Consider the following 12237-nt stretch of genomic DNA (forward strand, 5'->3'; position numbering starts at 1 on the left):
TATCATTTTATTTTATGACGCTTAACAATGTTTATTGATTTTAAATATTGTCTAGATATAAAATTGATATCATAAATCATTTTTACTCAATTTTTTTAAGAATAGATTTGCAAAAAGTTAAATTTTGAGAAAGTATATAAGTGTAATGTTTTTAGTTGCTTTGGTTGCAACTACTTTCGGGCAAGGAAAAAATAATAAAGGTAAATTTTATATTTATTGGGGTTGGAATCACGCGCAGTATACAAAATCAGATATTCAGTTCAAAGGAGATGGATACGATTTTACGTTGGATAATGTAGCAGCTCATGACCGTCAAACTTCCTTTGGAATCAAGTATTTCAATCCAAGTTCTATGACGATTCCGCAATATAACTTCCGTTTAGGTTACTTTGTTTCGGATAATTGGAATATCTCTTTCGGGATTGACCACATGAAATATGTGATGGATCAAGATCAAGTTGTAAAAATGAATGGTCACATCAATACAGGTTCAGATTACGATGGAACATATAATAATGTCGATCAAAAATTAACAGAAGATTTCTTAACGTTTGAGCATACAGATGGTTTGAACTATGCTAATTTAGAGGTTCGTCGTTTTGATAATATTCAACATTTCCCAATCACAAAAAATGGAAAAGGAATCGATGTTAACGTAACAGCTGGTTTGGGAGCAGGGATTTTATATCCACGTTCTAACGTAAAATTGATGGGTAATGAACGTTATGATGAGTTTCACTTAGCAGGTTTTGCAACAGCTGCAATGGTTGGGATTAACTTTACTTTTTGGGATTATTTCTTTGTACAGGCCGAATTAAAGGGTGGATATGCTAACTTGAGTGATATTCGTACAACTGCAAACAAAGCTGATAAAGCAAAACAGGATATTATGTTCTCCCAACAAAACTTAGTTTTTGGAGCAATTATTCCAGTTTTTACTCATAAAAATAAGTTAAACTTTTAATTAAGTAGTTTAATATAAAATATATAGCCTAATTTTAAGAATCGATTAGACGATTTGAAAAAAATTATTAGCGGAGACATCATTTAAGTACAATTTGTACTGGATGATGTCTTTTTTTAATTATAAATTTTACCTTTCTCCATAAAGAATTGTTACTTTTACAATTATTTAGATTTGAAATTAACATGAATAGATTTTCTGTATTAGTCGCAAGTATCTTGATATCGACAACAGCAATGGGACAAAAAGTAATGACGCCAGAACTTCTTTGGCAAGTAAAAAAAGTAGCTCCAGTTGGAGTAACGAAAGATCAAAAAAATCTGATTTATAAAGTAACTTCTACTAACGTAAAAACACAAGAAGACACATCGAAAACATATATGATTTCGTTGGCAGGAGGAAAAGCTTCGGAAATCGAAGATTATAAAACGCTTTTGGCTGATGAATCGTTGAATAAATCTCAACAATATAAAGCAGAAACTGATAAAGTTAAATTACAAAAGGTTTTTGGTTCTGATTATTATCCAGAAATGGACAAATCGAATGTGCAGATTTATAATGAATTAAATTACAGACATTGGGATACTTGGAATGATGGAAATTACGATCATTTATTTGTGTCAGAAAATAAAGAAGGTTCAACTAAAATTGATGTTTTAAAAGACGAACCATATTCTGTTTCAGAATTTGTTTGGACGCCAGATGGAACAAAAGTTTTGTATGTTTCTAAGAAGAAATTCGGAACAGATTACGCATTAAGCACAAATACAGATATTTATCAATACGATTTAGCAACGAAAACGACGAAAAATATCACGGAAGGAAAAATGGGTTATGACAATACACCAAGTTTTTCTTCTCAAGGAGATTTTGCGTTTTTGAGCATGGAGCGCGATGGTTACGAGGCAGATAAAAATGACTTAATCGTTCGTCGTGGTGATATCGAAATGAATATTACAAAACATTGGGACGGAACCGTACAAGGTTATAAATGGAGCAATGATGGTAACAAAATTTATTTCAATGCACCAGTAGGAGGAACAATTCAATTATTTGAGGTTGATGTAAACTTCAAAATGAGAAAAATGCCTTTTATCAAACAAATTACAAAAGGTGATTTTGACATTGCAGACATCAAAGAAATTGTTGGTAATAAAGCAATTGTTACAAAAACAGATATCAATCACGCTGCAGAAATTTATGTAGTTGATTTGAAATCTGGAGCATTAACTCAATTAACAAACGAAAACAAAGATATCTTCGATAATATTGCGTTGAGTGATGTAAAAGCACGTAAAATTAAAACAACAGACGGAAAAGAAATGTTTGCATGGGTAATTTATCCGCCAAATTTCGATCCGAATAAAAAATACCCAACTTTATTGTATTGTCAAGGTGGACCACAATCTGCTTTAACTCAATTTTATTCTCCTCGTTGGAATTTCCAATTAATGGCAGCACAAGGGTATATTGTAATTGCGCCAAACCGTCGTGGAATGCCAGGTCATGGAGTAGAGTGGAATGAGCAAATTTCTAAAGATTGGGGAGGACAAGTAATGCAAGATTATTTGGCTGCGATTGATGATATCTCGAAGGAATATTATGTAGATAAAGATCGTCGTGGTGCTGTTGGTGCATCTTACGGAGGATATTCTGTTTATTATTTAGCAGGTATTCACGAAGGTCGTTTCAAATCTTTTATTGCACATAATGGTGTTTTCGATTTGAAATCGATGTACGGAACTACAGAAGAAATTTTCTTTACAAACTGGGACGCTGGTGGCGCTTGGTGGGAAACAAATAACAAAGCTGCGCAAAAAACGTACTCTAAATTTGATCCAAGTAGTACAGAATTAGTAAATAAATGGAATACGCCAATGTTAATTTATGTTGGAGGTCATGATTATCGTGTGCCAATGGGACAAGGGCAAGAGGCTTATCAAATTTTACAATTGAAAGGAATCAAATCTCGTTTTATTTATTTCCCTGAAGAAAATCACTGGGTATTAAAACCACAAAATTCTGTGATTTGGCATACAGAATTTTTCAAATGGTTAAAAGAAACCTTGTAATTCAATTGATTTATAAATCATAACTATAATTTAAAAGTGCAATTTCTATAGAAATTGCACTTTTTTTATTTCTTTGAAAATCAATGACAATATCTAATAAACGAACCAATTATTTTTTTAAATTTTGTAGAGTAGAATAATCGTTGTAAATTCAAAAACATAAGTCAAAACCCAATTTATGAGTAAGGATAATAACAAAATATATTTTTCGAATAGCCCATTTACAAACGGACACAAAGTAATAGATTTTGTTTGGAGTGCTCGCCTTGATGAAAATTTTGACCTTTGGATGGATCTTCATTTAGAGTCAGATAATTATGACGAAGAAGAAGAATATAAAGATGATTTGGATGAAATAGATGACATTTCTCAAGAGAATGCCGAAAAGCAACTTTGGATTAATTATGATCACGCAATCATCTCGAGTACATATTGGAACAACAAAGGAATAAAGATTGAAAACGAAGCACAATTAGATTTTAATCAACTGAATAGAAAAACATTCGAAATTGATTCACTTCCAGTGAATTTGGACGAACCTGAAAACCTTGCTTTTGGTATTTCGATGTTAGGAAATGACACGGTTGCACAGCACGAAATTACGTTTCTAGATACAGAAGAATTTGGTGTTTTTGATATCAAATGGAAAGGGAAAATTGCTAATACGTATTTAGGAGAAACCGATTTTGATTACGATTTTTATGTCTATATGAAGAACATAAAATTCAACGGAATCAAGGTTCACCCATCGTTAGAAAAAGAAAAAGTTACAGCATTTTTTGAGAAAAGTTTAACTCATTTTAGTGATTTCGAATTAGTGGATACCGATGAATTAGAGTTGGAAAATTATATTCTGAAAATTAAAAGGCAAGAAGATTAAAAAATAAATTTTAACTTAGATTCATAATTACTCCTAAACCATTTATATGACCAACCAAATCATCAAAAATTGTGAAGACGAAGAAATTCAGTTTCTCAACGAAATTCAACCTTTTGGATATTTGATAGGAATTCATAAAAATTCGCATCAAATTGAATTTTTTTCTCAAAATATTGATGAATTATTTGAAATTTCTACCGAAAAGATATTAAGCCAACATATTAATCAACTTCATGATTTTGAGCTTGATTTTGACGAGGTTTTGAATTTAGAACAAGGTGATTTTTACCGAACTAATACAAAAGTTAATTCGAAAATTTATCATTTAACAGTCTATCATTTTGAGGAATTGATTTATTTGGAGTTAGAAGAATTAATTATTTTAGAAAACAGATTAGCCTATTATAATTTTTCTGAACAAATCTTGTACTCAAAGTCTATAAGCTCAACTTGGAATTTGTTAATTTCATCTATAAAGAGTTTGATTCATTACGAGAGAGTAATGCTATATAAATTTTTGGAAGATGGCAGCGGCGTTGTTATAGCGGAAGAAATTGATAAGGGATTAGATTCTTATATGGGTTTGCGTTATCCAGAATTTGATATTCCTAAACAAGCACGTCAACTGTATTTAGAGAAAAAAAGCCGTTTGGTTGCAGATGTTAACAGTAAAAGAATCATTTTAATTTGTAATGTAAATTATCACAAAATTAACTTGAAGTACTCTTCTGTTAGAGCACTTTCTCCGATACATCTACAGTATTTGCGTAATGCTAATTGTGAAGCAAGTTTTTCTATTTCTATTGTAATTAACGAGAAATTATGGGGAATTGTAGCGTGTCAGAATTCTAAGCCAAAATTTATTCCAAATCAAGTTCGTTTGCAAACCGAATTATTAACGCGTCAAGCAAGATTGACTTATGTAAATTTTAAAACAACTGAACGATTAAAGTTTCAAAATTATTTTAATGAAACAGCGATTAAACTCAAAGAAAATCTTTTAACAGAAGAAAATCTTCAGCAATCAATTAATAATAATCTAAAAGAGGTACTTAATCTTACAAAGGCAGATGGAATTGCATTGGTTAATTTTGACGATGTTTTTGTAGAAGGCGAAACGCCAGATAAAGAAGAAATTTTGAGAATAAAAGAATGGGCATTTAAAAGAAAATCAGCAGGTTTATTCACGTCGAATACTTTTAATCTAGATTATGGACAAGAGCTTAAGCTTAGTACAAATTCGGCTGGTGTAATGTTTTGTTTTCTAAATCAAACTTATGAACATTTTATAATTTGGTTCAAAAAAGAACAAATTCAAACCTTAAATTGGGCTGGAGAACCAAGTAAAATTAAAAATGTAGATGTTATAAATGGCAATGAAATACATAGTTTTTCTCCTCGAACTTCTTTCAAGATTTGGCAAGAGAACATTAAGAGTAAATCGTTTATTTGGTTAGATAAGGAGAAATATGTAGCGAAAGAAGTGATTAAGTTAATTATAGAAACACTTCATTTACAGTCGTTCAAAATTCAGAGTTTATATGAACAGTTAAAAGAAATAAATGACGAATTAGACTCGTTTACCTATACAGTTTCTCATGATTTACGCACACCATTATCGGTGATGAAATTGAATTGTCAGATGCTTCAACGAAGTTTGAAAGATGATGAAATTAAAAATGATCGATTAAGAAGTGTTATTGAAGAAATTGATCGAATGACACAAATGATGCAGGATCTTTTGGCGTTGAGTAAAGCTAAAAAATCAGAAATTGTATTGTCTACAATCGAAACAAAACCAATCATAGAAAAGATTATACACGATGTTTTGTTGTATTATAAGATTAACAATACTGAAGTTGTTGTAAAAGAAATACATAATGTTTTGGGGGATAAAACAATGTTTTATGAGGTTTTTCTGAATATTATTGGTAATGCTATAAAATATTCATCTCAAGCAAAACACCCAAAGGTTGAAATATCATCTGAAATCAATAATAAAGAAGTTATCTTCAAAATAAAAGATAACGGAATTGGCATAAAAGAAGAAGATTATCATAAAATGTTCAAGCTATTTAGCAGAATGTCTAACACTGGAAACATTTCTGGAAACGGAGTTGGACTTTCGATTGCGCATAGAATGATGGACAGAATGAATGGTGATATATCTTTTGAAAGTAGAGTAGGAGAAGGAACAACTTTTATATTAACATTTAAAAAAATCTAACGAATGCTATCTGATTATTTAAAAGAAAAAACAGCGGTTTATCACAAAGAAATTGAAGATAAATTAGAGTCGAATAAATTGTTTAACAGCACATTTACAGATAAAAATTACTATAAAATGTTGCAGGTTAATCATATTTTTCTAAAATCTTATGAAGATTCTATCAAACAATTTTTGAATGACAAAGATTTAAAAAATTTAACGTTGACAAAATTGAACAAATTGTCTTTGATTGAACAAGATATCAATGAGTTGGGTTTAGAAGAATTGAATGTACCAAAACAATTCGATCTTCGAAATAGAGCCGAAGCAATTGGAGCTTTGTATGTGATAGAAGGTTCTATGCTTGGCGGAAATGTAATTGCAAAAACACTGAAAAAGTATCCTTTTTTAGAGAATAAAAGTTTCAATTATTTTGGACATTACGGCGAAAACCTTGGTCAAATCTGGAAAACTTTTATTGGTTATATTAATCAAGAATTTACAACTGAAGAAGAGCAACAACAAGTTTTTGAAGGGGCAAAAAAAGCCTACGAAGATTTGATAAGTTTTGCTTAGAAAAAATATTTTTAAATAAGACCTCTTTAGTTTCGACTAAAGAGGTCTTATTTTTTTATGAAGTAATTAAAATTATTGATTAGATTAATTATATTAGTAATTAATAAAAATAGTGCATTTTACTTTTGTTTTTCCATTTAGCTTGACTTTCATATAATCAAGTGTAAATTATCCTAACCAAGATAAGACTATTTTATCAGATTATTAACTGTCAATCCAATCATCAAATGATCGGTATGAGATGCTTTAAGACTTTGTAACATATAACCAGCTTCTAAACTAAAAGTTGGCGAAATAACGTAACCAAAGCTTAAACCAAGTCGATTTCTATCAAACGTTTTATCTTTTACAGCTTGTAGAAAAATCTCATCATACGCTTTCAAATACCACGTGTTTTCGATTAATTTGGCATTATTTAGCGGAACAGTTGCAGTCAATTGATAACGAAATCTAAATTGTGTATCATTTTCTAAAAAGCGTTCTTCGACACGAAAGCGATGCGCGAAATTAAAACGTTGTAAAGCATGTTTTGTATTGAATTGTTGATACAAACGATGTTCGTGACTATGAGCATAATCGTCTGTAGCAGTAGGAGTTCTGTTTTGAATGTAGGCGTAACCAGCTAAAATTGTATTGTTATTTTCGGTTAAGTTGTAACCAATTCCTCCACGAATCAAAAGTTGTTGTAACTGATCTAAATCTTCGTACGAACGATATTGTATATCCGACTGAAAATTAAAATCTTTATTGATTTTTTGATTGATATTTAAGGTATTCCAAGTTCTAAAATTACTTTCTTGTGCATGCACACCGAAGTTGGCTAAAACAATAAAACAGGCTAATATTTTCTTCATTCATTCAATTTTAACGAAAAATAAAAAAAGACACGAAAACGAATCGTGTCTTTTGTCATTATAAATTAAATTTATTTTGTTACATTTTCACTTTTGGTAGAATATCTTTTCCAAAAATTTCGATAGATTTCATCATATCCAAGTGATTTGGCGCTCCCACGTCCATGTGTGCAGAAAAACGAGTTAAACCAAACATTTCCTGATATTTCAAAATACGATCAACCGCTAAAGAAGCGTCTCCAACAATCAAATGTCCATTTGTAGAACGTCCATAGTCAAACTGTGGTTTTGTATATTTTGGCCAACCTCTACTTGCTCCAATTCTATTCATTTGTGCACCATAAATTGGAAAATATTCTTCTGCAATTTTTTCGCTATCTTCTCCAAAAAAAGAGTGCATGTGAACGCCAATTTGCATCGTTTTAATATCATGACCATTTTCGATATAAACTTGTTTATAAATTTCGAACAGATAGTTAAAATCAGCAGGATTGCCTCCAATAATCGCGAAAATAATAGGTAAACCTAATGTTGCAGCACGTACAATTGATGATTTTGTTCCGCCAACAGCAATCCAAATAGGTAGTTTTTCTTGCACAGGCTTTGGATAAACACTTTGATTAATAATTGGCATTCTAAATTTTCCGCGCCAATTGATTACTTCGTTTTTATTTAAATCTAAAAGTAAACGAAGTTTTTCATCAAAAAGAGCATCGTAATCGTTTAAATCATAACCGAAAAGAGGAAAAGATTCGATGAATGAACCGCGTCCAGCCATAATTTCAGCACGACCATTCGATAAATTGTCAACACTAGCAAAATCTTGATACAACTTTACGGGATCTGTAGAACTGATGACAGAAACGGCACTTCCCAACTTAATATTTTTTGTAACTGTAGACAAAGCAGCCAAAATAATTTCTGGAGAAGAAACTGCGTAATCAGGACGATGATGTTCTCCAATTCCAAAGAAATCTAATCCAATTTCGTCCATTAATTTTACTTCTTCTATAATCTCACTCATACGTTGTTGAGGAGTTTGTGTATAACCAGTTTTAGGATCAATATGTAGATCGCCAAACATTCCTATTCCTAATTCCATACTATTTTAGATTTAGTCAAATTTACGTATAGAATTTTAGATTTAAATTGATATAGGATAGTTAATAAAAGATCAAATTTGTATATTTAATGTTATATATTCTGTTATGGAAGAATTTTTAGCGAAATCGATTCAAAATGAATTGATTTTAATTTGTATATCGATTATAATTGGCGTTTTGATCGGTACGGAAAGAGAATATCGCAACAAATCTGCCGGTTTACGAACATTCATTTTAGTTAGTTTTGGTTCCTGTTTGTTTACAATTCTTTCGATCCGAATTGGAGTAGGAAATCCTGATCGATTGGCTGCAAATATCATTACGGGAATTGGATTTTTAGGAGCCGGAGTAATTTTTAAGGACGATAATAAAGTTGCAGGGATTACGACCGCAACTACTATTTGGGCGACTGCATCGTTGGGAATGTGTATTGGAGCGGGGTATGTTTATTTAGGTTTATTGGGAAGTGTTATCGTTTTGATTATTTTGGTTGGATTAACTTATCTTCAAAATTATATTGATGATTACCATAAAATTAAATATTATACAATTCTGACAAAGTCGAAAGAGGAATATGAATATTGTCAAACATTATTTAAAAAATTTGATTTAAAATTTTCGGTTGCTAAGCAACATGCTACAGATGGAAATGTTTCTACAACTTGGTTGGTTAGAGGTAAAAGTAAACAACATAAAATGTTGATGAAGCAATTATTAGATGATAAAATTATAAAAACCTATCAATTTTAATTAGCATGAAAAACCTAACAGATGACAAAAATATTTGGTTAGATGAACCGGAAGATCACGATTTTCCTGCTGCGCAAGATTATTTGGAATTAATTTTTAAGCCTGATATAGCTACTTCACTTACAAATAAATTATCGAAAGCCGAAACAATCATCAAGAAATCCAAAGATATTTTTAGAGCGAGTAAATTGAGTTTGCTTCCTTTGGAAAATAGACATGTTCAAGAGAATTTCAAAAAAATAAAAGCAAATAAAAAGCTTTCTCCAATTTTGTTGGTAAGATCTGCGAACGAATTAATCATTGCAGATGGTTATCATCGCTTGTGTTGTAGTTATTATTTGACGGAAGATTTGGACGTTCCTTGTCGATTGATTTATGTCGAATAAAAAAGTGAAATCAAATCTTGATTTCACTTTTTTATTATCTAAATTCTATCCGTGTATAGCTTCTTTATTTCCGTAAGATTGAATCAAATTTCCTTCAAAATCCAACCATTCTTTCCAACGTTTGTCCACATCAACATCAGTTGAAAGTTTTCGAGCAAAATTTAAGAAAGTTGTGTAATGATTCGCTTCCGAAACCATCAAATCATAGTAAAACTTTGCTAATTCTTCGTCGTTTATATTTTGAGATAATGTTCTGAAACGCTCACAACTTCTTGCTTCAATCATCGCTGCAAATAATAGACGATCAACAAAAGCCATATTTCGAGAACCATCTTTTTTACAAAATTTCATCAATTGACCAACATAATCATCTTTTCGCTCGCGACCTAATTTGTATCCACGACGCTCGATAATTTCTACAACCATTTTGAAATGTTGCATTTCTTCGATTGCAATATCCGACATTTCCTGAATAAATTCGTCATGTTCAGAATTATACGCAATCATGGTAATCGCGTTTGTCGCCGCTTTTTGTTCACACCACGCATGATCTGTTAAAATTTCTTCTAAATTTCTTTCCGCAATATCAGCCCAACGTGGGTCTGTCAAAAGTTTTAATCCAAGCATTTTTCGAAAAATATTAAGTCCAAATTTACGAAATTATATTGTTTAAAGATTGAATGTGAAAAATCGTCTATTAAATGATTTTCTTTTCAATCATTTCTAATATCACATCCGATGCATGTTTGAAAGTTGGTGCTTGTTCCGTCAAACTTGCTGCATTTTTTTTGTTCACTTTAAAAATCAAATCTTTTTCAGTTGTAAATAATAAAGCATTTGTAAATGGATTTTTGATGTAAGAACTCAAAATTAAAAAAGTCTGTTCAACACTATGAAATTGCTCAACTTCTTCGGTTTTATAACGAAATGTGAAGGCAAAATTGTACTCATTATTTTCTAAAAGATGTAAACGAACAAATATATTTTTAAGATCAGTATCTCCAATAGTTTTGGCCATTGTAAGTTTTGCAAAAGTTCCTTCTTTGATACTTGATTTTACTTGCCCGAAAAATTCTTCAAAAACAGTTTGATAAGACATTTTATATAATTTTAGCTGCAAATTTACATTAAAATAAGCCAAATTGGGTGTATAATATTTAATCTTCCAATTAAGAAACAGAAAGTGTAATTTTGTGGGATGAAAAAACTTTTAATCATTGGTCAAGTTTGGCCAGAACCAACTTCTTCTGCGGCAGGAACTCGAATGATTCAGTTAATTGATTGTTTCCAAAAAGCTGAATTTGAGATAACTTTTGCCTGCGCTGCTTCAAAATCTGTTTATAGTTTTGATTTGATTTTGAAAGGAATAAAAGAAGTTGTAATTCAGTTAAATGATGAAAGTTTTGATAATTTTATTAAACAATTAAATCCTGAAATTGTTCTTTTTGATCGTTTTATGATTGAAGAACAATATGGTTGGCGAGTTTCGAAAGAATGTCCAAATGCATTGAAAATTTTGGACACAGAAGATTTACATTTTCTACGAAATGCGCGACAAGAAGCAGCTAAAAAAGGAATAGAATTTACAGAAGATTTATTGTTTTCTGATTTAGCAAAACGAGAAATAGCGTCTATTTTACGCTGTGATTTATCGTTGATGATTTCGAAAAAGGAAATAGAAATTCTACAAAATCAATTTAAAATTGATGAAAAAATCTTGTATTATTTGCCTTTTTTAGAAAATGAAATTACAGAAGAAAAAATTAATTCTTGGAAAAGTTTTGAAGAAAGAGAATATTTTATGTTTATCGGAAATTTTATTCATGAACCTAATTTTAATTGTGTTCAGACCTTAAAAAAAGAAATTTGGCCAATTTTGAGAAAGAAACTTCCGAAAGCTGAATTACATATTTATGGTGCTTATGCAACGCAAAAAGTTTTGCAATTAAATAATCCTTCCGAACGATTTTTGATCAAAAGTAGAGCAGAAAATGCGCAAGAAACGATGTCAAATTACAAAGTTTTGTTGGCGCCGATTAATTTTGGCGCTGGTGTAAAAGGAAAGTTTGTGGATGCAATGCAAACTGGAACTCCTTCGGTTACGACTACGATTGGAGCAGAAGCAATGAAAGATAATTTTGATTGGAATGGTTTTGTAGAAGATGATTTTGAAGCGTTTGTGGAGAAAGCTATTTTGCTTTACAATAATGAGAAAGAGTGGGAAATTGCTCAACAAAATGGAATCAAAATTCTGAACGAGAATTACAATAAAAATAAATTTGAAGCTGATTTTTTAGAGAAAATTAAATCGATTGAAGCAAATTTAATCCAACATCGAAATCAAAATTTTATTGGTCAAATTTTGCAACATCATCATCATCAAAGTACAAAATATATGTCACTTTGGATTGAACAGAAAAACAAAAACCTTTCGAAATAGGGT

Annotated in this window: 12 protein-coding genes; 8 read left to right on the top strand and 4 right to left on the bottom strand. The window is 30.7% G+C overall.

The window, feature by feature from the left end; genetic code table 11:
- Nucleotides 1–124: 124 nt before the first annotated feature.
- The 5 genes from ACTS9J_RS06840 to ACTS9J_RS06860 all read left to right on the top strand — a co-directional run bounded on the left by ACTS9J_RS06840 (nucleotide 125) and on the right by ACTS9J_RS06860 (nucleotide 6701).
- Complete coding sequence (locus ACTS9J_RS06840) at nucleotides 125–964, top strand: hypothetical protein (protein ID WP_448353066.1); 840 nt, start codon at nucleotides 125–127, stop codon at nucleotides 962–964.
- 185 nt (nucleotides 965–1149) lie between these two features.
- On the top strand, nucleotides 1150–3036 hold the full coding sequence (locus ACTS9J_RS06845) for a S9 family peptidase (RefSeq protein ID WP_291048113.1): 1887 nt from the start codon (nucleotides 1150–1152) through the stop codon (nucleotides 3034–3036).
- A 178-nt stretch (nucleotides 3037–3214) separates the two neighbouring features.
- Nucleotides 3215–3916 (top strand): hypothetical protein, encoded by a 702-nt coding sequence (locus ACTS9J_RS06850; RefSeq protein WP_291052680.1) that lies wholly within the window; start codon nucleotides 3215–3217, stop codon nucleotides 3914–3916.
- 46 nt (nucleotides 3917–3962) lie between these two features.
- Nucleotides 3963–6143 (top strand): ATP-binding protein, encoded by a 2181-nt coding sequence (locus ACTS9J_RS06855; protein WP_416410024.1) that lies wholly within the window; start codon nucleotides 3963–3965, stop codon nucleotides 6141–6143.
- A 3-nt stretch (nucleotides 6144–6146) separates the two neighbouring features.
- Nucleotides 6147–6701 carry a biliverdin-producing heme oxygenase gene (locus tag ACTS9J_RS06860; protein WP_416410023.1) on the top strand — a complete coding sequence of 185 codons (555 nt, stop codon included), beginning with the start codon at nucleotides 6147–6149 and terminating at the stop codon, nucleotides 6699–6701.
- A 188-nt stretch (nucleotides 6702–6889) separates the two neighbouring features.
- Here ACTS9J_RS06860 and ACTS9J_RS06865 read toward each other — a convergent pair whose 3' ends face one another.
- Both ACTS9J_RS06865 and ACTS9J_RS06870 read right to left on the bottom strand, forming a co-directional pair.
- Nucleotides 6890–7555 carry a DUF2490 domain-containing protein gene (locus ACTS9J_RS06865; protein WP_286496271.1) on the bottom strand — a complete coding sequence of 222 codons (666 nt, stop codon included), beginning with the start codon at nucleotides 7553–7555 and terminating at the stop codon, nucleotides 6890–6892.
- A gap of 79 nt (nucleotides 7556–7634) precedes the next feature.
- On the bottom strand, nucleotides 7635–8657 hold the full coding sequence (locus ACTS9J_RS06870; RefSeq protein WP_219035004.1) for an LLM class flavin-dependent oxidoreductase: 1023 nt from the start codon (nucleotides 8655–8657) through the stop codon (nucleotides 7635–7637).
- Nucleotides 8658–8763: 106 nt separating this feature from the next.
- On the opposite strand from ACTS9J_RS06870, the gene ACTS9J_RS06875 reads away from it, so the two are divergent.
- Together ACTS9J_RS06875 and ACTS9J_RS06880 are read left to right on the top strand one after the other, a co-directional pair.
- Nucleotides 8764–9408 carry an MgtC/SapB family protein gene (locus ACTS9J_RS06875; RefSeq protein WP_280037384.1) on the top strand — a complete coding sequence of 215 codons (645 nt, stop codon included), beginning with the start codon at nucleotides 8764–8766 and terminating at the stop codon, nucleotides 9406–9408.
- A gap of 5 nt (nucleotides 9409–9413) precedes the next feature.
- Complete coding sequence (locus ACTS9J_RS06880; protein ID WP_448353067.1) at nucleotides 9414–9794, top strand: hypothetical protein; 381 nt, start codon at nucleotides 9414–9416, stop codon at nucleotides 9792–9794.
- 45 nt (nucleotides 9795–9839) lie between these two features.
- Here the strand turns inward: ACTS9J_RS06880 and miaE are convergent, their stop codons facing one another.
- Both miaE and ACTS9J_RS06890 read right to left on the bottom strand, forming a co-directional pair.
- A complete protein-coding gene (miaE, locus tag ACTS9J_RS06885) occupies nucleotides 9840–10421 on the bottom strand; it encodes a tRNA-(ms[2]io[6]A)-hydroxylase (RefSeq protein ID WP_115001228.1) in 582 nt (193 codons plus the stop codon).
- Between the two features lie 70 nt (nucleotides 10422–10491).
- Nucleotides 10492–10893: a hypothetical protein gene (locus tag ACTS9J_RS06890; protein ID WP_219035005.1), complete on the bottom strand. Its 402-nt coding sequence runs from the start codon at nucleotides 10891–10893 to the stop codon at nucleotides 10492–10494.
- 99 nt (nucleotides 10894–10992) lie between these two features.
- Between ACTS9J_RS06890 and ACTS9J_RS06895 the strand changes: the two genes are divergently transcribed.
- Nucleotides 10993–12234, top strand: coding sequence for a glycosyltransferase (locus ACTS9J_RS06895; protein WP_448353068.1), 1242 nt, complete (start codon nucleotides 10993–10995; stop codon nucleotides 12232–12234).
- Nucleotides 12235–12237: the final 3 nt, after the last annotated feature.

The sequence above is a fragment of the Empedobacter sp. ULE_I140 genome (genome assembly GCF_053482575.1).

Excerpts from the sequence above, each read along its gene's own strand:
- ACTS9J_RS06855 (WP_416410024.1), top strand. The coding sequence starts at position 3,963 with ATGACCAACCAAATCATCAAAAATTGTGAAGACGAAGAAATTCAGTTT.
- ACTS9J_RS06865 (WP_286496271.1), bottom strand. The coding sequence starts at position 7,555 with ATGAAGAAAATATTAGCCTGTTTTATTGTTTTAGCCAACTTCGGTGTG.
- ACTS9J_RS06845 (WP_291048113.1), top strand. The coding sequence starts at position 1,150 with ATGAATAGATTTTCTGTATTAGTCGCAAGTATCTTGATATCGACAACA.
- ACTS9J_RS06870 (WP_219035004.1), bottom strand. The coding sequence starts at position 8,657 with ATGGAATTAGGAATAGGAATGTTTGGCGATCTACATATTGATCCTAAA.
- ACTS9J_RS06875 (WP_280037384.1), top strand. The coding sequence starts at position 8,764 with ATGGAAGAATTTTTAGCGAAATCGATTCAAAATGAATTGATTTTAATT.
- ACTS9J_RS06850 (WP_291052680.1), top strand. The coding sequence starts at position 3,215 with ATGAGTAAGGATAATAACAAAATATATTTTTCGAATAGCCCATTTACA.
- ACTS9J_RS06860 (WP_416410023.1), top strand. The coding sequence starts at position 6,147 with ATGCTATCTGATTATTTAAAAGAAAAAACAGCGGTTTATCACAAAGAA.
- ACTS9J_RS06895 (WP_448353068.1), top strand. The coding sequence starts at position 10,993 with ATGAAAAAACTTTTAATCATTGGTCAAGTTTGGCCAGAACCAACTTCT.
- miaE (WP_115001228.1), bottom strand. The coding sequence starts at position 10,421 with ATGCTTGGATTAAAACTTTTGACAGACCCACGTTGGGCTGATATTGCG.
- ACTS9J_RS06880 (WP_448353067.1), top strand. The coding sequence starts at position 9,414 with ATGAAAAACCTAACAGATGACAAAAATATTTGGTTAGATGAACCGGAA.
- ACTS9J_RS06890 (WP_219035005.1), bottom strand. The coding sequence starts at position 10,893 with ATGTCTTATCAAACTGTTTTTGAAGAATTTTTCGGGCAAGTAAAATCA.